At 71.2% G+C, this 20385-nt stretch carries 15 protein-coding genes; 6 read left to right on the top strand and 9 right to left on the bottom strand.

All coding sequences use genetic code 11. From position 1 onward, the window contains the following. The first annotated feature begins 17 nt into the window (after window positions 1-17). On the top strand, window positions 18-1244 hold the full coding sequence (locus ACZ59A_RS04490; protein WP_470953386.1) for an RNA-guided endonuclease InsQ/TnpB family protein: 1227 nt from the start codon (window positions 18-20) through the stop codon (window positions 1242-1244). 13 nt (window positions 1245-1257) lie between these two features. Here ACZ59A_RS04490 and ACZ59A_RS04485 read toward each other — a convergent pair whose 3' ends face one another. Both ACZ59A_RS04485 and ACZ59A_RS04480 read right to left on the bottom strand, forming a co-directional pair. Then, entirely contained in the window at window positions 1258-2277 is a 1020-nt protein-coding gene (locus ACZ59A_RS04485; RefSeq protein ID WP_470953383.1) for an aldo/keto reductase, read from the bottom strand. A 95-nt stretch (window positions 2278-2372) separates the two neighbouring features. Beyond that, entirely contained in the window at window positions 2373-3869 is a 1497-nt protein-coding gene (locus ACZ59A_RS04480) for an MFS transporter (protein WP_470953380.1), read from the bottom strand. A gap of 101 nt (window positions 3870-3970) precedes the next feature. On the opposite strand from ACZ59A_RS04480, the gene ACZ59A_RS04475 reads away from it, so the two are divergent. Beyond that, on the top strand, window positions 3971-4852 hold the full coding sequence (locus ACZ59A_RS04475; protein ID WP_468055010.1) for a helix-turn-helix transcriptional regulator: 882 nt from the start codon (window positions 3971-3973) through the stop codon (window positions 4850-4852). On the opposite strand, the gene ACZ59A_RS04470 is transcribed toward ACZ59A_RS04475, so the two are convergent. Next, window positions 4819-6318: an MFS transporter gene (locus ACZ59A_RS04470; protein ID WP_470953377.1), complete on the bottom strand. Its 1500-nt coding sequence runs from the start codon at window positions 6316-6318 to the stop codon at window positions 4819-4821. The genes ACZ59A_RS04475 and ACZ59A_RS04470 overlap by 34 nt on opposite strands. A gap of 179 nt (window positions 6319-6497) precedes the next feature. Here ACZ59A_RS04470 and dusB point away from each other — a divergent pair, with 179 nt between their 5' ends. Continuing rightward, entirely contained in the window at window positions 6498-7637 is a 1140-nt protein-coding gene (gene dusB / locus ACZ59A_RS04465) for a tRNA dihydrouridine synthase DusB (RefSeq protein ID WP_468055007.1), read from the top strand. 22 nt (window positions 7638-7659) lie between these two features. On the opposite strand, the gene ACZ59A_RS04460 is transcribed toward dusB, so the two are convergent. Next, a complete protein-coding gene (locus tag ACZ59A_RS04460; protein ID WP_470953374.1) occupies window positions 7660-8991 on the bottom strand; it encodes an MGH1-like glycoside hydrolase domain-containing protein in 1332 nt (443 codons plus the stop codon). A 503-nt stretch (window positions 8992-9494) separates the two neighbouring features. On the opposite strand from ACZ59A_RS04460, the gene ppdK reads away from it, so the two are divergent. Both ppdK and ACZ59A_RS04450 read left to right on the top strand, forming a co-directional pair. Further along, window positions 9495-12221 carry a pyruvate, phosphate dikinase gene (ppdK, locus tag ACZ59A_RS04455; protein ID WP_470953372.1) on the top strand — a complete coding sequence of 909 codons (2727 nt, stop codon included), beginning with the start codon at window positions 9495-9497 and terminating at the stop codon, window positions 12219-12221. Window positions 12222-12631: 410 nt separating this feature from the next. Further along, a complete protein-coding gene (locus tag ACZ59A_RS04450; protein ID WP_470953369.1) occupies window positions 12632-13741 on the top strand; it encodes an ArsR/SmtB family transcription factor in 1110 nt (369 codons plus the stop codon). On the opposite strand, the gene ACZ59A_RS04445 is transcribed toward ACZ59A_RS04450, so the two are convergent. Together ACZ59A_RS04445 and ACZ59A_RS04440 are read right to left on the bottom strand one after the other, a co-directional pair. Beyond that, entirely contained in the window at window positions 13727-15223 is a 1497-nt protein-coding gene (locus ACZ59A_RS04445) for an APC family permease (RefSeq protein ID WP_470953366.1), read from the bottom strand. The two genes, ACZ59A_RS04450 and ACZ59A_RS04445, sit on opposite strands and share 15 nt — an antisense overlap. Window positions 15224-15255: 32 nt before the next feature. Further along, window positions 15256-16410 (bottom strand): aminotransferase class V-fold PLP-dependent enzyme, encoded by a 1155-nt coding sequence (locus ACZ59A_RS04440; RefSeq protein ID WP_470953364.1) that lies wholly within the window; start codon window positions 16408-16410, stop codon window positions 15256-15258. Window positions 16411-16581: 171 nt separating this feature from the next. Here ACZ59A_RS04440 and ACZ59A_RS04435 point away from each other — a divergent pair, with 171 nt between their 5' ends. Then, window positions 16582-17268 (top strand): FadR/GntR family transcriptional regulator, encoded by a 687-nt coding sequence (locus tag ACZ59A_RS04435; RefSeq protein WP_470953361.1) that lies wholly within the window; start codon window positions 16582-16584, stop codon window positions 17266-17268. Window positions 17269-17276: 8 nt separating this feature from the next. Here the strand turns inward: ACZ59A_RS04435 and ACZ59A_RS04430 are convergent, their stop codons facing one another. Genes ACZ59A_RS04430 through ACZ59A_RS04420 form a run of 3 tightly spaced genes read right to left on the bottom strand, consistent with a single transcriptional unit; the run spans window position 17277 to window position 20315 of the window. After that, window positions 17277-18131 carry a carbohydrate ABC transporter permease gene (locus tag ACZ59A_RS04430; protein ID WP_470953358.1) on the bottom strand — a complete coding sequence of 285 codons (855 nt, stop codon included), beginning with the start codon at window positions 18129-18131 and terminating at the stop codon, window positions 17277-17279. A gap of 4 nt (window positions 18132-18135) precedes the next feature. Continuing rightward, on the bottom strand, window positions 18136-19050 hold the full coding sequence (locus tag ACZ59A_RS04425) for a carbohydrate ABC transporter permease (protein ID WP_470953356.1): 915 nt from the start codon (window positions 19048-19050) through the stop codon (window positions 18136-18138). Beyond that, complete coding sequence (locus ACZ59A_RS04420) at window positions 19050-20315, bottom strand: ABC transporter substrate-binding protein (RefSeq protein ID WP_470953354.1); 1266 nt, start codon at window positions 20313-20315, stop codon at window positions 19050-19052. The genes ACZ59A_RS04425 and ACZ59A_RS04420 overlap by 1 nt, the downstream gene beginning before the upstream one ends. Between the last annotated feature and the right edge of the window lie 70 nt (window positions 20316-20385).

Raw genomic sequence — 20385 nt, 5'->3', positions numbered from 1 at the left:
AACGTACGATCCTGCTCGTGCAGCTCCGCTACAACTACAGGGCCCATCCGGACACGGCTCAGCGCGTCGCACTGGCGCGTGCGTTTGGGTGCGTCCGTGTGGTGTGGAACGACTGCCTGCGCGACCGGAAAGAAGCACATGCGGCGGGGCTGCCGTATGTGACGTCGGCCGAGCTGTCCCGGCGTCGCATCACCCAGGCCAAGCGCACCACCGGGCGCGCCTTTCTGGCCGAGGTGTCCTCGGTTGTGCTCCAGCAGTCACTGCGCGACCTGGATAGTGCCTACAAGAACTTCTTCGACTCTCTCAAGGGCACAAGCAAAGGCCGCAAGGTCGCACCGCCCCGATACAAGTCGAAGAAGGACACCCGGCAGTCCATCCGCCTCAATGCCAACGCCTTCTCCCTCCAGGACAACGGCACGGTCTATGTGGCCAAGGTCGGCGCAATCAAGGTCACCTGGTCCAGGCCGCTGCCGGCCGCACCCACCTCTGTGACGGTCACCAGGGACTGTACGGGCCGGTATTTCATGAGCTTCGTGGTGGACACCGAACCGGACATCCTCCCTGAGCTGGATACCGAGGTCGGCATCGATCTGGGGCTGTCCACCTTCGCTGTCCTGTCCGACGGCACCCGCATCCACTCCCCGAAGTTCCTGCGCCGCGCCGAGAAGAAGCTCAAACGGTTGCAAAAGGACCTGAGCCGCAAGGCCAGAGGGTCGAAGAACCGGGTCAAGGCCCGTGCCCGGGTCGCGCGGCAGCATGCCCGGGTGGCTGACCGGCGCCGGGACTGGCACCACAAGGCTTCCACACAGATCATCCGTGACAACCAAGCGGTGTATGTGGAAGACCTCGCGGTGTCCGGCCTCGCGCGGACTCGGCTTGCCAAGTCCGTGCATGACGCCGGATGGTCGGCGTTCGTGAACATGCTGGAGTACAAGGCGGTGAAGCACGGCCGGTATTTCGGGAAGATCGGACGGTTCGAGCCGACTTCGCAGAGGTGCTCCGTGTGCGGCGTCAAGGACGGCCCTAAGCCCCTCCACGTCCGCCAATGGACGTGCAAAGGGTGCGGGATCGTCCACGACCGCGACGACAACGCCTCCCGGAACACCCTGGCCGCCGGACGGGCGGACAGGCTAAACGCCTCGCAGAGCGCGGGTAAGACCAGGACGACAGTCCCGGCACAGCGCGTTGAAGCAGGAAGCCACCCAGACGGTCACCCGACCGTGGCAGGCATCCCCGGTCATTAGTCCGGGGAGCACGTCAATTCTTCTCGCTGTCGAGGGAGGTGGTTTGGGTCTCCGGGTAGCGGTCGCCCGCTGCGGCGCCAGCCGGAACGGCCTCCTCGATCGCGGCCAGGTCGTCGGCGTCGAGCGTAGCGCCCAACGAGCCCAGCGCCTCCGTCAGCTGTGCACGCGTGCGGGAGCCGATCAACGGAACGATGGCCGCGGCGTGCTTGGGCCCCTGGGCGAGCACCCAGGCGATGGCGGTCTGCGCGACGCTGATGCCCTTGCCGTCGGCGACCTTGCGCAGGGCCTCGACCAGGCCGAGGTTGTGGTCGATGTTCTCGCCGCCGAAGCGCGGGCTGAAGCTGCGGAAGTCGGTGTCGGCGAGCTTGCGGTCCCGGCTCCAGTGGCCGCTGATCAGCCCGCGGGAGAGCACTCCGTACGCGGTGATGCCGACGCCCAGCTCACGGCAGACCGGCAGGATCTCGTCCTCGATGCCGCGGGAGACCAAGGAGTACTCGATCTGCAGATCGCTGATCAGTGCGACGGCGGCGGCCCGGCGGATGGTCTCCGCGCCCGCCTCCGAGAGCCCGATGTGCCGTACGTACCCGGCCTCGACCAGCTCGGCGATGGCGCCCACGGTTTCCTCGATCGGGACGTCGGGGTCGACGCGGGCGATGCGGTAGACGTCGATGTGGTCGACGCCGAGGCGCTGGAGCGAGTAGGCGGCGAAGTTCTTGACCGCAGCCGGGCGGCCGTCGTAGCCGGACCAGCCGCCGTCGGGGCCGCGCAGTGCCCCGAACTTCACGCTGAGCAGCGCCCTTTCGCGGTGGGCGGCGGGGGCGGTGCGCAGGGCCTCGTTGATGAGGAGCTCGTTGTGGCCCATGGCGTAGAAGTCGCCGGTGTCCAGCAGGGTGACCCCTGCGTCGAGCGCGGCGTGGACGGTGGCGAGGGACTCGGCGCGGTCGGTGGGGCCGTACAGGGCGGACATGCCCATACAGCCGAGGCCGACCGCGGAGACGTGGGGGCCGGTGGTGCCGAGTTGGCGCATCTGCATGGGGGTGCTCCTTGCGGTGAGAGACGGAGGCGTGACGGGTGATACGCGCTAACCAGCGTGGCAGAGGCGATTACTCGCTCTTCCTTGTCCGCCGCTCACGCCACCACGCGTGGCAGCCGCAGGCTCAGCACCACCGTCAGCGCCACCGCCGCGAGCTGCGCCGCAAGCGTGATCACCAGCGCGTCGCCCATCCCCACCGACGGCGCCAGCGCGAGGAACAGCGAGCCCAGCGTGGCGACGCCCAGGGCCAGTGAGGACTGCTGGGTCGTGACCATCACGCCGCTGCCCACCCCGGCCCGCTCGTTCGGCACCTCGGCCAGCACGATCCGGATCAGCACCGGCAGCTGCAGCCCCTGCCCGAAACCGGCCAGCGCGACCCCCGGCAGCAGCCCGGCCAGGGACAGGTCCGGCCAGTCGCGCAGCACGGCCAGTATCAGCAGCCCGAGGCCCACCGCCTGGAACAGCCCCCCGGCGGTCACCACGCGGGCGCCGTACCGGCCGACCAGGCGCGGACCCATGAGCGAGGCCACGAAGAAGGTGGTGGCCATCGGCGCCAGCGCCAGACCGGCCGCGACCGGCCCGTACCGCAGGCCCTGCTGGAGCGCGACCGCGATGACGAACATGAAGCCGCCGAAGCCGATCGAGAACGGCACCACCATCGGCAGTCCGCGCCGCAGCCCGCGCAGCACGAACAGGCTCGGCGGCAGCAGCGGGGTGCGACCGGCCCGGTCGGCGCGGCGCTCGATCACGTAGAACGCCACGGCCGCGAAGGGGAACGCGCCCAGCAGCAGCCAGGTCCACAGCGGCCAGCCCGCCGCCCGCCCCTCCGTCAGCGGCACCATCAGCGTGATCAGCGAGACGGCCAGCAGCACCGTGCCCGGCACGTCCACCGGGGCGGGCCGGTCCGAGCGGGTCTCGGGCACCGTACGCAGGGCCAGGACCAGGCCGATCAGCGCGACCGGGACGTTGACCAGGAAGACCGCGCGCCATCCGGTGCCCGCGATGTCCGCGGCCACCAGCACCCCGCCCAGGATCTGCCCCGCCACCATGGAGAGACCGGCCGTCGCGCCGTACATGCTGAGCGCGCGGGCGCGGCGCGAACCGCTCGTCGAGGAGTGGATGGTGGCGAGCACCTGCGGCAGCATCAGCGCCGCCGAGGCGCCCTGGGCGATGCGCGCCGCGACCAGGCTCCACGCGTCCGGGGCGAGGCCGCAGGCCAGCGAGGTCAGCCCGAAGGCCGCCATTCCGGCGAGGAAGAGCCGACGCCGCCCGAAGGAGTCGCCCAGCCGTCCGCCGAGGACCAGCAGCACCGCGTACGCCACGCCGTACCCGGCGACGATCAGCTCCAGTACGGCCGGGCCCGCGTGCAGATCGCGTTCCATGGTGGGCAGGGCCACGTTGACGATGAAGAAGTCGATCAGAGGGAGGGCCGCCCCGAGCAGCAGGGTGAACAGCCCCGCTCCGCTCAGCGCCCCACCGGGCGGCGTCGCGCCGGACGAGGCCGCGGCGGACGAGGCCGCCCCGGACGAGGTCGCGGCGGTGCCCCGGGCGGCCGGGGCGAGGCTTCTGGTGGGAATTTCGGTTTCGGTCACGCTTCAGACGATGCCGCCCCGCTCAGACGGGTACCAGAGTCTCTTTATCCTGGTACTGGAAGTACCTGGCAACCGGCTGAGCGCTCGGGCACTCTGGACCCATGACCATCACCGTGCAGGGTGCCACGGCCACCGCGGGCGGCGCCGACATCAGACGGACCGAGCTGGCGGCCTTTCTGCGCAGCCGCCGGGAGCGGATCACCCCCGAGCAGGTGGGGCTGCCCCGCGGCCGCCGTCGGCGGACCCCCGGGCTGCGCCGCGAGGAGGTCGCCCAGCTCTCCGCGGTGGGCGTCACCTGGTACACCTGGCTGGAGCAGGCCCGGGACATCCATGTCTCGGTGCAGGTCCTCGACGCCATCGCCCGCGCGCTGCTCCTGGACCGCAGCGAGCGCGCGCATCTCTTCATCCTCGCCGGAGAGGCCGATCCGACCGCCGGGAACGAGTGCGCCGGGGTGCCGCAGTCGCTGCAGGTGATGCTGGAGCAGCTGGAGCCGTTCCCGGCGTGCGTGCAGAACGCCCGGTTCGACCTCCTCGCCTACAACCGCACCTACCGGCTGCTGATGTGCGATCTGGACGCGCTCCCGCCGGAAGACCGCAACTGCATGTGGCTGGCCTTCACCAACGAGGACTGGTGCGCGAGCCTGGTCGAGCGGGACGAGACGATCCGGGTGATGGCCGCCAAGTTCCGCGCCGCGATGGCCGAGCACGTCGCCGAGCCCGCCTGGAAGGCGCTGCTGAGGCGGCTGGAGGAGGCGTCACCGGAGTTCCGGGAGATCTGGGCGCGGCATGAGGTGCTGCGGCCCACAGACAAGATCAAGGTCTTCCGGCAGTCGAGCGTGGGCGTGCTGCGGCTGACCTCGACCAGCCTGTGGACCGGCCCCAGCCAGGGGCCCAAGCTGCTCACCTACACCCCGGTGGACGCGGAGTCCCGTGAGCGCCTGGACACGCTTCACGCCCGCGCGCTCGAGCTGGCCGAGGTCTGACCCGTCGGCCCGCCGTCCTCGAACAGCGCGGCGGCGTGCCGCGTGGTGGCCAGCGCCCAGCGGCCGGTGGTCAGGGCGCCCAGCAGCAGGATGACGGCACCGCAACCGGCGATGATCCACCAGGCGGGGCGGGCGGCGTCCACGAACGCGGCGGTGGCCGCGGCCGTGGCCTTGTGGCCCGCCCCCGCACCCGACGCCCCGGCCGCCGCGCCCGCGGCCAGCACCGCGCCGATCACCGCGACCCCCAGCGACTGGCCCACCTGGCGGCTGGTGGAGGCGACGGCGGACGCGACCCCGGCCTGCGAACGGGGCATCCCGGAGACCGCGGTATTGGTGATGGGCGCGTTGACCAGGCCGAAGCCGATGCCGAACAGCAGATAGCCGGTCAGCATCAGCGCATTGCTGGCCTCGGCGTCGAACACCGCGAACAGCACCCCGCTGGCTCCTATCGTCACCCCGGCCAGCAGCAGCGGCAGCCGAGGCCCGCCGTGGCCCACCAGCCGCCCGGACAGCGGTGCGCAGACGAAGCACATGAACGCCATCGGCAGCATCCACAGCCCGGCCTGCAGGGCGGTGAGCCCGCGGATGTCCTGCAGATAGAGCGTGTTCATGAAGAGGAAGCCGCCGAGCGCCGCGAACGCGCTCACCGCGATGACCGTCGCCCCGCTGAAGGGGGCGCTGTGGAAGAAGCGCACATCGATGAGCGGTTCGTCGCGCCGCCGCTCGTATCGGATCAGCGCGACGAGCCCGGCGACGGCGACCGCCGTGCACACGGCGATCAGCGGCGAGCCCCAGCCGTACTCCGGCGCCTCGATGATGGCGTACGTCAGGGAGCCGAGCACGGCGATGACCAGCAGCTGGCCGATGGGGTCGGGCCTGCGGGGCTTCGGAGCGCGCGACTCCGGTACGTAGCGGGCGGTCAGTGCCATCGCCGCGAGCCCGACCGGAAGGTTTATCCAGAAGATCGACCGCCAGCCGACCGACTCCACCAGCACCCCGCCGACGATCGGCCCGGCCGCCATGCTGATGCCGACGACCCCGCCCCACACCCCGATCGCCCGGGCCCGCTCCCGGGGCTCGGTGAAGGTGTTGGTGATGATCGACATGGCCACGGGGTTGAGCATCGAACCGCCGACGGCCTGCACCATGCGGAAGCCCACCAGCGCTTCCAGGCTGGGCGCGACGCTGCACAGCGCCGAGCCGAGGGTGAAGATCACCAGCCCGGTCTGGAAGACGCGCTTGCGCCCCAGCCGGTCGGCCGTCGACCCGGCGAGCATCAGCAGCGCGGCGAGGACGAGCGTGTACGCGTCGATCGTCCACTGCATTCCGGAGACGGAGGCGTGCAGATCGGTGCGCATCGAGGGCAGGGCGACGTTCAGTACGGTGTTGTCGAGGCTGACGATCAGCAGGCTCATGCAGCAGATCGCCAGCACGAGCATGCGCCGCCGAGGGCTGAGCTCAGGCATGGTTGAACGCTACAACGATGTCGGGGGGACGACGGTATGAACCGCCCGGCCGATCCCCTGCGCGGGTGCGGGACAATGAGAGGTCCGGTCCGTACGACGACGCGAACCACGACTCGTACGACGGCCCGGTACGGCCACCCATACAGACGTCCTACCCGCACCGCGAGGAAGCTCACCCCATGACCCAGACACAGCTGCAGATCGGCCCGCATACGGTCCAGCCACCGGTGGTGCTCGCGCCGATGGCCGGGATCACCAACGCGCCGTTCCGCACCCTGTGCCGGGAGTTCAGCGGCGGCAAGGGGCTGTTCGTCAGCGAGATGATCACCACCCGGGCGCTGGTCGAGCGGGACGCCAAGACCATGCGGCTGATCCACTTCGACGGTACCGAGAAGCCGCGCTCCATCCAGCTGTATGGGGTCGACCCGGTGACCGTCGGCAAGGCTGTACGGATGATCGTGGACGAGGACCTGGCCGACCACATCGACCTCAACTTCGGCTGCCCGGTGCCCAAGGTGACCCGTAAGGGCGGCGGCTCGGCGCTCCCGTACAAGCGGAATCTGCTGCGCGCGATCCTGCGCGAGGCCGTCACGGGCGCCGGTTCGCTGCCGGTGACCATGAAGATGCGCAAGGGCATCGACGACGACCACATTACCTACCTCGACGCGGGCCGGATCGCGGTCGAGGAGGGCGTGACCGCGATCGCGCTGCACGGCCGCACGGCGGCCCAGCACTACGGCGGCACGGCGGACTGGGACGCCATCGCGCGGCTGAAGGAGACCGTCCCGGAGATCCCGGTGCTGGGCAACGGCGACATCTGGTCCGCCGAGGACGCGACGCGGATGATGGCCCGGACCGGGTGCGACGGCGTGGTCGTCGGGCGCGGCTGCCTGGGGCGGCCGTGGCTCTTCGGCGACCTGGTGGCGGCGTTCGAGCCGGGCGGCGGGGGCGGTCCCGCCCGGCCCACGCTGAAGGAGGTCGCCGCCGTGATGCGCCGCCACGCCGAGCTGCTCGCCGAGTGGCTGGAGGACGAGGAGCGCGGCGTGATCGACTTCCGTAAGCACGTCGCCTGGTACACCAAGGGCTTCTCGGTCGGCTCCGAGATGCGCAAGCGGCTCGCGATCACCTCGTCCCTGGCCGAGCTGGACGACCTGCTGGCCGGTCTCGACCTGGACCAGGAGTGGCCGCCCGGCGCCGACGGCCCCCGCGGCCGCACCTCGGGCCGCAACCGGGTGGTCCTCCCGGACGGCTGGCTGGCGGACCCGTACGACTGCGCGGGCGTCACCGCGGACGCGGAGCTGGCTACCTCGGGCGGCTGAGCGGTCAGGCGGCTGAGCGGCCTCACCCGGCCGCCGCCACCGCCAGGTCCAGCGTCAGGGCCGCCGTCCAGCTGAAGCCCAGGGTGCCGCGCGCCTCCTCCGTGTACGGGTCGACGTACTCGGCGAACCCGGAGGCGGTGGCCGCCTCCAGGGCGGCGGACCGCAGCGCGTCCGCCTCGGGTACGGCGCCGTGCAGCCGCAGGCCGCGCTCCAGGAGCCAGTTGACGTTGAACCAGGCGGGGCCGCGCCAGTAGCGGGACGGGTCGAAGGCGGGGCCGCGCAGGTCGTAGCTGGGGACCAGGCGCACCGAGGTGCCCAGCCCGAAGTGCTCGCCCGCGGCCGTACGGAGCAGCGCGTCGGCCGTGGTCCGGGGCAGGTCCGGGACGAGCAGGGGCAGCAGGCCCGCCGCGCTCCGTTCGGGGATCAGGCCGCCGCCGCGCACATCGCGGCACAGGAACAGCCCGGCGGCCGGGTCCCACAGCCGGTCGAGAAGGGCGGCGGTCAGCCGGGCGGCCCGGGCGCGGTGCGGGCGGGGGTCCGCGCCGAGGCTCTGCGCGATCTCGGCCAGGGCGTGTTCGGAGGCGATGAGCAGGGCGTTGACGCCCGGGTCCTCGACCACGAAGGCGAGCGCGCCGGGGCGGTCCCGGTAGCCCCCGTCCCGGTAGTCCGCCGCGAGCCGTACGTACCGCCCGTAGTCCAGGTCCGTCGGGCGGTCGGTGGCCGCGCCGTGGTCGAGGTCGGCGCGGCGGAACGTCTCCGGCGGGACGGGCTCGACGCGGGCCAGCGGGGCGTCCCAGCAGGGGCTGTTGTCCATGCCCGGTTCCCAGGGGTGGACCACCGACACCAGCCCGCCCCCGCCCAGATCGCGCCGGTCGGTCAGATAGCGGTGCCAGGCGGCGAGCCGGGGGTACGTACGGGCCAGGAAGCCGGACCGTGCCGAGGCGCGCGGGTCGGCGCGGTGCACCAGCAGGCAGGCGAGCGCGTGCACCGGCGGCTGGACGATCCCGGACGTCGCGATGCCGGGCGGGGCGGCGGGCGCGGCGCCGGTGTGCGCCGCGGCCGGTCGCCAGAAGTCCGGGCCCGGGAAGTAGGCGCCCGGCGGCACCGCGGGGTTGTAGACGATGTGGGGGATCCGGCCGTCGTCCCACTGGGCCCTGAGCAGGGTTTCCAGTTCCCGCTGGGCGCGGCGTACCGAAAGATGACGCGATCCGATCGCGATGAACGCCGAATCCCAGCTCCACTGGTGCGGATAGAGGCCGCGGGAGGGGACCGTGGAGGAGCCGGTCCAGTTCTCGTCGAGGACGTGCCGCGCGCCGGGCACCACCTGCGCGAGCGCGCGCCGGGCGCTGGTCACTGGGCCTCCTCGGCGTGGCGTGATCGTGGCGTGTGGGGGCACGATACCGGCCCCGTGACGGCCGCTCACCTGCGAATCGCTCATCTGAGCGACTAGCCTCTCGTTGTGTCCATGGAGTGAGACGAGGCACCCTGGAGGGGGGTGATTCTCGCCACTCTGATCAAGCCTTCGCTCAGATGAGCGGTGACGAAGAGGTGGTTCGGCGGTCGTCCGCTGTGCTCACCTCCTCAATGTATGGCACTCAGTGCCACGCTCTCGATGTTCGAGACCTCGAACCAGTAATGACACACAGTAGTGAATCCCCGTTTCCCCATATGCGTGGCGTGTGCATGTGTTCGACTCTTGAAGGAGTGGCTCGCACCATCCTTATCGGCGGCGCACTTTCGAACACGTGGCAGGCGGGTGGTTACGGCCCGATGACGGTGGAGTGGACATACTCAGGAGCCTTCGATCTGGGTACGCTCCCCGCCGTCAGGGCAGCCGAGCCGAGGAGATCGAGTCCCGTGCCGGAAACACAAGATCAGCAGAAGTTCGTTTACGACTTCACCGAGGGCAACAAGGATCTCAAGGACCTGCTCGGCGGGAAGGGAGCGAACCTCGCCGAGATGACCAATCTCGGTCTCCCCGTGCCACCGGGGTTCACCATTACCACCGAGGCGTGCAAGGTCTACCTCGACAGCGGTTCCGAGCCCGTGGCCCTCCGCGACGAGGTGAGTGCGCACCTCGAAGCCCTCGAAGGGAAGATGGGCAAGAAGCTCGGCCAGGCCGACGACCCGCTCCTGGTATCCGTACGCTCCGGCGCGAAGTTCTCGATGCCCGGGATGATGGACACCGTCCTCAACATCGGCCTCTCCGACGAGTCCGTCGCCGGGCTCGCCACGCAGGCGGGCGACGACCGGTTCGCCTGGGACTCCTACCGCCGCCTGATCCAGATGTTCGGCAAGACCGTGCTGGGTGTGGACGGCGACCTCTTCGAGGAGGCCATCGACGCGGCCAAGCAGGCCAAGGGCGTCACCGTCGACATCGACCTCGACGCCGCCGACCTCAAGAAACTGGTCGCCGAGTTCAAGTCGATCGTCTCCCAGGAGACCGGCCGCAGCTTCCCGCAGGAGCCGCGCGAGCAGATGGACCTCGCCGTCCGCGCCGTGTTCGACTCCTGGAACGGCGACCGCGCCAAGCTCTACCGCCGCCAGGAGCGCATCCCGCACGACCTGGGCACCGCGGTCAACATCTGCTCCATGGTCTTCGGCAACCTCGGCCCCGACTCCGGCACCGGCGTCGCCTTCACCCGCGACCCGGCCAGCGGCCACCAAGGCGTCTACGGCGACTACCTCCAGAACGCCCAGGGCGAGGACGTCGTCGCGGGCATCCGCAACACCGTTCCGCTCGCCGACCTGGAGCAGATCGACAAGCGCTCGTACGACGAGCTGATGCAGATCATGGAAACGCTCGAAACGCACTACAAAGACCTGTGCGACATCGAGTTCACCATCGAGAGCGGCAAGCTGTGGATGCTGCAGACCCGGGTCGGCAAGCGCACCGCCGGTGCCGCCTTCCGGATCGCCACCCAGCTGGTCGACCAGGGCCTGATCGACGAGGCCGAGGCGCTGCGCCGGGTCAACGGCGCGCAGCTCGCGCAGCTGATGTTCCCGCGCTTCGACGACGAGGCCGCGGCGAGCGACGCCGTACGGAAGATCGGGCGCGGCATCGCCGCCTCCCCGGGCGCCGCCGTCGGCAAGGCGGTCTTCGACTCGTACACCGCCGTCAAGTGGTCCCGCTCCGGTGAGAAGGTCATCCTCATCCGCCGCGAGACCAACCCCGACGACCTGGACGGCATGATCGCCGCCGAGGGCATCCTCACCTCCCGCGGCGGCAAGACCTCGCACGCCGCCGTCGTCGCCCGCGGCATGGGCAAGACCTGTGTGTGCGGCGCCGAGGACCTGGAGGTCGACACCAAGCGCCGCCGCATGATCGTGCCGAGCGCCGACGGCAAGGACGACCTGGTCATCGAGGAGGGCGACGTCGTCTCGATCGACGGCTCCTCCGGCAAGGTCTACCTGGGCGAGGTCCCGGTCGTCCCGTCCCCGGTGGTCGAGTACTTCGAGGGCCGGATGCACGCGGGCGCCGACGACGCCGACGAACTGATCGGCGCCGTCCACCGGATCATGGCGTACGCGGACCGGGTCCGCCGCCTGCGGGTGCGGGCCAACGCGGACAACGCCGAGGACGCCGCCCGCGCCCGCCGGTTCGGCGCCCAGGGCATCGGGCTGTGCCGCACCGAGCACATGTTCCTCGGTGAGCGCCGCGAGATGGTCGAGCGGCTGATCCTCGCCCACGGCGAGGAGGAGCGCGACGCCGCCCTCGGCGAGCTGCTGCCGCTCCAGAAGAAGGACTTCGTGGAGCTGTTCGAGGCGATGGACGGGCTGCCCGTCACCGTCCGGCTGCTCGATCCGCCGCTGCACGAGTTCCTGCCCGACATCACCGAGCTGTCGGTGCGCGTCGCGCTCGCCGAGTCCCGCAAGGACCACAACGAGAACGACCTGCGGCTGCTCCAGGCCGTCCACCGGCTGCACGAGCAGAACCCGATGCTGGGCCTGCGGGGCGTACGCCTCGGCCTCGTCATCCCCGGCCTGTTCGCCATGCAGGTCCGGGCCATCGCCGAGGCCGCCGCCGCCCGCCGGAACTCCAAGGGCGACCCGCGCGCCGAGATCATGATTCCGCTCGTCGGCACCGTCCAGGAGCTGGAGATCGTCCGCGAGGAGGCCGAGCAGGTGATCGCCGAGGTCGAGCGCGCCCACGGCGTGGACCTCAAGCTCTCCCTCGGCACCATGATCGAGCTGCCCCGGGCCGCGCTGACCGCCGCTCAGATCGCCGAGTCCGCCGACTTCTTCTCCTTCGGCACCAACGACCTCACCCAGACCGTGTGGGGCTTCTCCCGCGACGACGTCGAGGGCAGCTTCTTCACCGCGTACCTGGAGAAGGGCATCTTCGGCGTCAGCCCCTTCGAGACGATCGACAAGGACGGCGTCGGCTCCCTGGTCCGCGCTGCCGCCCAGGCCGGCCGGGCCACCCGCCCCGACCTCAAGCTCGGCGTCTGCGGTGAGCACGGCGGCGACCCGGAGTCCGTCCACTTCTTCCACGAGGTGGGCCTGGACTACGTCTCCTGCTCCCCGTTCCGTATCCCCGTGGCCCGCCTGGAGTCGGGCCGCGCGGCGGCCAACGGCCGCTAGAACCACCGGAGCCGGCGGCCGGGAACCTCACCCTCACCTCCGGCCACGGCTCCGGATCTCAAAGGGGGCGGCACCTTGTGCGGAGGTGCCGCCCCCTCTCACTCCCCCCACGGGAGCCGTTGCCGCCCGGCATCGGATCGGGCGGCAACAAGTGCCCTGTCGCCGTCGCACACTCGTCACCCCCCACGGGAACGAGCAATACGGTCCAGAGCACCGCCTGTTGAATTACGGACGGACGCCGGTGGCGTTTCCCCGGCGCGTCCGGTTTTCCCGGAGAACAGCTTTCCTCTTGGACGGGTCGTAGCGCTCCCCCTTTCACATCTGGCCAAAAGGGCGTGGTCACTGACCGTGCCAGCGTGCATACTCAACGGTGGTCGGGGGGCGGTCACCGTGTCACTTGTGAGGGTCTGGTGCTACGTGTTCATTTCAGTGAACTCGATCTGGCCCGGCTGCGGATGGCAATCCGCCCGGATGCACTCTGGGAGACCGTTTTAAGTTTCCACCGGCTGCGCGAGAACCGCGCCGAGACCGTATACGGGGAATGGCGCTCGGAGGCGCGCAACCGACTCAACGGCGAAGGGCGGCTGCTGGCCCCGCTCATTCCCTCGCGGGGCTATTTCCCCGACTTCCTGACGCCCGCCGAAGGCGTAATCGGGTGCGACGCCGCCATGGACGCGCTGCACGCGACGCCCGCCGAGCGGCTGCACTCCGAAATCGACCGGCTGCCGTCGGCCCGGGCCCTGCCGGGCTGGATACGCGGGCTGGCGCAGGGCGAACGGCGGCCGCTGGACCGGCTGGTGGGCGTGCTGCGCTCCTACCACGAGGCCGCCGTCGCGCCGTACTGGCCGCACATACAGGCCCGCATCGAGGCCGACCGGGTGGCCCGCGGCCGGGCGCTGCTGGACGGGGGCGCGGACGGGCTGCTGGCCTCGCTGCCGCCGACCATGCGGTGGCGGGCGCCCGTGCTGGAGGTGGACTACCCCGTCGACCGGGACCTGGAGCTGCGCGGCCGGGGGCTGCTGCTCCTGCCGTCCTTCTTCTGCCGGAAAACCCCGGTGACGTACCTCAACCCGGAGCTGACCCCGGTCCTGGTCTACCCCGTCGAACACGCCCGCAGCGGCGTCCCGCCCCAGCCGCGGAGCAGACCCCTCCCCGCCGGTACGACGCCCGCGCCCGCCGCGCCGGGCCAGACGCAGGTGCTCGGCAAGCTCGTCGGCCACACCCGCTCGGCGGTGCTGCTGGAGGTCGGCGGCGGCTGTACGACGAGCGAACTCGCCCGCCGTGTCGGCGTATCGCTCGCCTCGGCCAGCCAGCACGCCAGCGTGCTGCGCGACGCGGGGCTCGTCCACACGCTGCGCCAGGGCGGCGCCGTCCTGCACACCCTCACCCCGCTGGGCGCCGCCCTGCTGCGCGGCGGTGCCCCCTCCGGCCGGGCGACGCTCGGCGACCGGTCCACGGGGTTCCCGCAGGTGGCCACCCGCACGGCCGCGGGGGTCCGGGGTCCGTCACGGCGCGGATGAGGCGACCCGCGACGGCTCCTCCCCGGTGGCCAGTTCGCCGGTCGCCACCTTGCTGTGCCGACGGCCCCAGCAGAAGTAGATCAGCAGCCCGGCGGCCATCCAGCCGAGGAACCGCGCCCAGGTGATGAGCGGCAGGTTGCCCACCAGCAGCAGGCACAGCAGCACCGCGACGGCCGGGACGACCGGCACCCACGGGGTGCGGAAGCCGCGCCGCAGGTCGGGCCGGGCGCGGCGGAGATGGACGACACCGACGCACACGACGATGAAGGAGGTCAGCATGCCGATGTTGCCCAGTTCGGCGAGGTCGCCGATGGGCAGCACCGCGGTCATGAACGCCACCAGCAGCCCCAGGGTCCAGGTGATCCGCCGCGGGCTGCGGGTGACCGGGTGGACGTGGGAGAACCAGGCGGGCAGCAGCCGGTCGCGGCTCATCGCGAGGAACACCCGGCTCTGCCCCAGCAGCATGATCATCACCACCGTGGTCAGCCCGCAGATCGCGCCGATGCCCACGATCCGCACCGCCCAGTCGGCCCCCGCCGCCTTCAGGGCGCCGGTGATGGGCGCGGCGTTGTCCAGCCCGCTGTAGTGCTGCATGCCGGTCACGGTCAGCGCCACCGCCACGTACAGCACGGCGCACACGGCCACGGTGGACATCAGCGCGATCGGCAGGGTGCGCTGGGGCCGCTTGGCCTCCTCGGCGTTGCTGGCCATGATGTCGAAGCCGGAGTACGCGCCGAAGACGATCGCGCCGCCGGTCAGGATCCCGGCCGTGCCGAACGTGGCGTTCGCCCCGAGCCCGGCCCAGCCCAGCAGCGGCTGCTGCCACATGTCGCCGTCGCCGCCCACCGGTTTGGCCTCGGGGATGAACGGCGACCAGTTGGCGGGGTCGATGTGGGCCGTGCCGATGGCGAGGAAGACGACGATGGCCGCCAGCTTCACCATCGTCATCGCCGTGTTGATGCGGGACGTGGTGCGCACGCCGGAGGCGAGTACGGCGGTGAGCACCAGGATGACCAGCACGGCGGGCACGTTGACCGTCGCGTCCGGACCGGAGACCGACGCGGGGAGGTGGATCCCGAAGGTGGCCAGGAAGTCGGCGACGTACTGCGACCAGCCGCTGGCCACCGCGCCCGCGCCCATCGTCATGTCGAGGATGAGGTCCCAGCCGATGAGCCAGGCCACCAGCTCGCCCAGCGAGACGTACGCGAACGTGTAGGCGCTGCCCGCGACCGGGACGGTGCTGGCGAACTCCATGTAGCACAGCGCCACCAGCGCCGTGGCGACCGCGCCGATGGTGTACGAGAGCGCGATGCTGGGCCCGGCGTAGTTCGCGGCGGCGGTGCCGGTCAGCACGAAGATGCCCGCGCCGATGGTGACGCCGATGCCCATGAGGGTGAGTTGCAGCGGCCCCAGGGCGCGGGCCAGCCGGGTGTCGGGACCGGCGGCGTCCTCGATGGTCGCCTCGATGGATTTGGTACGCATGGCGGTGCTCGCTTTCCAGCCCGCCCGGGTCGTCAGGCCGTCGGCTGGGCGGTGAGACAGTCCGGGAGGCGTTCGGCCAGGTGCTGGTAGTCGGCGACGGTGTTGTAGAGGTGGGCGGACAGCCGCAGGAAGCCGCGGCCGTCCCATGAGGTGATGGCGGTCTCGCAGCCGGTCACGGCCGAGATGTGGCGCTGGAGGACATGGGACGCCTCGTGGTCGGCGGCGAGTCCGGTGGGCAGCGGGACCAGCCGCATCGCGGGCGCCGGGGCGCCCGCGACCTCGGCCGGATCCGCGCCCAGGGCGTCCACGAGGAGCCCCTGCGCCACCTCGGCGAGCTTCGTCATCCCGGCCCGGGCCGTGTCCCAGCCGTACGTCTCCTCGATGAACTCCAGCGCGCGCGGCGCCGCGAGCCAGGCCGTGAGGTCCACGGTGCCCTGCTCGTCGAAGCGGCGCGGGAACGGATACGGCGCGCCCCACGAGTCGGTGAGCGGCCACAGGTCCTGGGCGTCCGGACCGCGCGCGACCAGTACCGCCGTACCGCGCGGGGCGCAGCACCACTTGTGCAGATTGCCCACCCAGAAGTCGGCGTCCGCCGAGTCGCCGACCGGATCGGCCAGCATCCCGGGCGCGTGTGCGCCGTCCACCAGGACCTTCGCCCCGGCGGCGTGGGCGAGCCGGGTGATCTCGGCGACGGGGAAGAGCCGGGCGGTGGCCGAGGTGATCTGGTCGACCACGACCAGCGAGGTGGCCGGGGTGAGCGCGTCGGCGAAGACGGCCGCGATCTCCTCGGCGGTCGCGGCGAGCGGGATGTGGAGCGTACGCGTCCGGGCCCCGGACCGGGCGGCGGCCCGGGCCACGCCCATCGCGACGGCGCCGTACGCGTGATCGGTGACCAGCACCTCGCTGTCGCGGGGCAGGGCGAGGCTGTTCAGTACGGTGCTCACCCCGGCGCTCGCGTTCGGCACCAGCGCGGTGGCGTCCGCCGGAACCCGCAGCCACCGCGCCAGGGCGGCCCGCGCCTGCCCCACCCGCTCCGGCAGCCCGCGGAACCAGTCGTCCGGATTGGTCTCCATCTCGTCGCGCAGCGCCTGCTGCCGGGTGAGGGCGACGTGCGGGACGGCGCCGAACGAGCCGTGGTTGAGGTGGCGGACCGAGGGGTCCAGGGCCCAGTGCGACAGCTCGGACATAAGCTCCTTCAGGGCGGGTCTTCGGACAGGAGTTGTCCGATGACTTCGTTTGCGCTGTGAGGAACCGTAGAGGCGAGAAGCCGATAAGAACAGGCCGCGTGCGTAAAATGGCGGTAACGGCATCGCGCGATGACTTCGAGTCATCAGATGACTTTGGGAAGGGTGAGGCCGATGGCGGCAACCGATGCGGCGGCCGGCGGACTACGAGGCATGATCGCCCGTGGCGAGCTGGCCCCCGGCTCGCAGCTCCCCGCCGAGCCCGAGCTGTGCGCCCGGCTCGGCGTCTCCCGCGGCTCGCTCCGCGAGGCCGTGCGCTCGCTCGCCGCCCTCGGCATGCTGGAGTCCCGCCATGGCGCGGGCACCTTCGTCTCCGCGCTGCGCCCCGGGCAGATGCTGGCCGGGTTCGCCGCGACCGTCGACGTCCTCCCGCTGGACGGGCTACTGGAGCTTTTCGACGTACGCCGCCCCCTGGAGGCACAGGCCGCCGCGCTCGCCGCCGCCCGCGCCGACGAGCAGGTCGTGGCCCGCCTGCGCGAGCTGCAGAAACGGCTGGCGGACTCCGACGACGAGGCCGAACGGCACGCCCTGGACCGGGAGTTCCACGCGACGCTGTGCACGGCCGGCGGCAACGAGGCGCTGGCCGCGCTCATCGACGTCCTGCGCGCCCGCGGCAGCCACTACAGCATCTACGGCGTCCCCGAGGCCGACACCATCCGGCTGGCCAGCGACCTCGGGCACGAGGCGCTCATCAACGCGATGGCCGCGCGGGACCCGGCGGCCGCCGCCGCGGCCGCGACCGCCCATCTGTCCCAGACCGAGGTCTGGCTGCGGCGCTACGGCCCGCGGCCCTTCGGCTGACCTCCGGCTCAGTCGTCGATGCCGGTGCGCTCCACCCCCGCGACGATGTAGCGCTGGAGGAAGAGGAAGACCACCAGCAGCGGCACGATCGACACCGCGGCCGCCACGAACAGCTCGTGCAGATTGACGCTCTGGGCCGTGGTGAACGTCGACAGCGCGACCTGGACCGTCCACGCCTGCCGGTCCTGGCCGATGACCAGCGGCCACAGGAACGCGTTCCAGGCGCCGATGAAGACGATCGTGCCGACCGCCGCGAAGACCGGCCGCGCGTTCGGCACCACGACCTGCCAGTACGTACGCCAGTAGCCGAGCCCGTCCACCCGCGCCGCGTCCTCCAGCTCCCTCGGGAAGCCCAGGAAGTACTGGCGGAAGATGAACGCCGCGACCGCGCTGAACAGCGTCGGCACCACCAGACCGCGCAGCGTGGAGATCCAGCCGAGCGAGCTGACCAGCACGAAGCTCGGTACGAAGGTGACCGCGGCCGGGACCATGAGGGCGCCCAGGATCCAGTAGAAGACGGCGTCGGCGTGCGCGTACGGGATGCGGGCCAGCCCGTACCCGGCCAGCGAGGCGAGCAGCACGGTGCCCAGGGTGGTGAGGACGGCGATCAGCGAGGAGTTGAGCAGCGCGTGCGCCATCGGCACGTTGGGGTCCTCGAACAGCTCGCGGACGTTCGACCAGTGCAGCTCGCCGGGGAGCAGCGTCCACTCGGGCGAGGTGATGTCCGCCTCGCTGGACAGGCCGTTGCGTACGAGGAGGTAGAACGGGATCAGGAACAGCAGCGCGAGGGCGATCAGCAGCACCAGCCGCACCGCGCGCCCCACGCGAACCAGGGCGTCATGGGTGTCCGGGGAGTCGGGCACAGGGTCAGTCCTCCTTCCGGCCGAGGCCGAACCAGCGCGCCTGGATCACCGTCACCACCGCGATGAGCAGCGCCAGGATCACCGCGCCCGCGCTGCCCAGGCCCAGGTTCTGCCCCTGCCCGAGGGCCGTGTAGTAGAGGTAGACCAGCGGCGGGCGGGCGTACGGCGGATAGCCGCGCGAGTCGGCCAGCAGGTTGTAGAACTCGTCGAACGCCTGGAACGCGTTGATCACCAGCAGCAGCACCACCGCGACCGACGTCGCCCGCAGCTGCGGAAAGGTGATGTGCCGGAACACCTGCCACCCCGGCCGGGCCCCGTCCACGGCGGCCGCCTCGTACAGCCGCGGCGGGACGCGCTGCAGCCCGGCCAGGAACAGCACCATGTAGAAGCCCGCCTGAAGCCACAGCCGTACGGTGACGATCACCAGCCAGTACCAGGGCGGATCGGTGGTCGACAGCCATGCGATCTGATCGGCGCCGAACCAGCCGAGGACGGTGTTGGCCAGCCCGAACCGCACCCCGTTGAAGATCGACATCTTCCAGATCAGCGCCGCCACCACATAACTGCAGGCCACCGGCAGGAAGAACACCGACCGGAAGAACGCCTGCGCCCGCGGCAGCCGGTTCACCATCAGCGCGAGGGAGAGCGAGAGCGCGTAGGTGGCCGGGACGATGAAGGCTGTGAAGACCAGGAACGTCACCAGGCTGCCGGTGAACGCCTCGTCGCCCAGCATCGCCGTGTAGTTGTCCAGCCCGACGAAGCGGGTCGGCGCGACCGTGTTGTGGGCGTCGAAGAAGCTGAGGTAGGCGCTCCAGACGAGGGGGACGTACGTGAAGAGGGTCAGCCCGAGGACGAAGGGGCCGACGAACACCCAGAACCAGAGCGTCCGGTTCTGCCGCCCCCACACCTTCCGCGGCATCAGCTCTTCTTCTGCACGCGGCGCAGCTCCGCGGCCGTCTTACGGACCACCTTCCGCAGCTCGCTCTCCGGGTTCGCGCCGCCCTTGATGACGCGGCTCAGCGCGTCCTGGTACGCGACCTTGCTCGCGGGCGTCCACAGCAGCGGCTCGGCGTGGCCGTTCTCGGTGGCGAACCGCACCGCCTCGCCCGCCGGGCCCTGCCGCAGCTTGGCGGCCTTCTGCGCGAGCGAGATCCGGGCCGGGATGTGGAAGCCGTAGGTGAGCGCGAAGTCCTCCTGATACTCCGTCTTCTCCACCCACAGCCACTTCACGTACGCCTTCGCCAGCTCCTTGTGCCCGCTGCGCGCGCTGACCGCAGCCCCGTACGCACCCACCGGCACCGCGGGCCGCCCGTGCGCGCCCTCCCGGGGGAACGGCAGCACCCCGAAGTCGTCCCCCAGCGCCTTCTTCACCTGCGGCAGCGCCCACAGCCCCGACCACTGCATGGCCGTCAGCCCCTGCGTGAGCGCGGCCGGGTCCGACCAGTCCGAGGGCGCCCCCAGCAGCAGCGACTTCTCCGCGTACAGCTGGCGCACCTTGCCGAGCGCGCGGGCGGCGGCCGGGTCGTCGAAGCCGACCTTCCCGTCCTCGGTGATCAGCTCCAGACCGGCGGCGTTCAGCGGGGTGCCGCCGAGGACGCCCGGGCCGCCGTCGTTGCCCAGGAACAGCCCCTTGACGTCTCCAGTGGTCAGCTTCTTCGCCGCGTCGACCAGCGCGTCCAGCGTCCGGGGCGGCTCGACCCCGGCGTCCTCCAGCATGCTCCTGCGGTAGTAGAGCAGCTGCATGTCGACCACCTGCGGGATGGCCCAGACCTTGCCCCGGTACGTCTTGGGCGCCAGCACGGCCGGGTTGATGTCGTCCTTCGCCTCCTTGAGGAGGTCCGTCAGGTCGACCACCTGGCCGCCCTGGATCTGGTCCAGCGTCGGCCCGTTGACCTCGAAGACGTCCGGTCCGGACTTGGTGAGCAGCGCGGCGGCCGTCTGCTGGTCGTAGTTGCCCGGCCGCCACTGGACCTCGACCCGTGCGCCGTCGAAGTCGTCCGCGTACCGCTTCACGGCCTGCTCGGTGCCCGGCTCGCCGTACTGGTGGTACCACTGCGACAGCACCGGCTTGCCGTTTCTGTCGTCCCCGCCCCGCCCGGTGTTGGCCCCGCAGCCCGTGCCCGCCGTCCCGGCCAGGACGAGCCCGCCGCCGGTGCCGAGCAGTCTCCTACGGCTGATGGACATGGCCGCGCCCCCTCGATGCGTCGTCTCGCCTTGTCTGCCTTGTCGCTGTGTTCGCGTATGAACAACGGTC

Source organism: Streptomyces sp. NPDC040405 (assembly GCF_055595765.1).
Note: the sequence above shows the minus strand (reverse complement) of the source record. Positions and strands in the feature narration are given on the sequence as shown.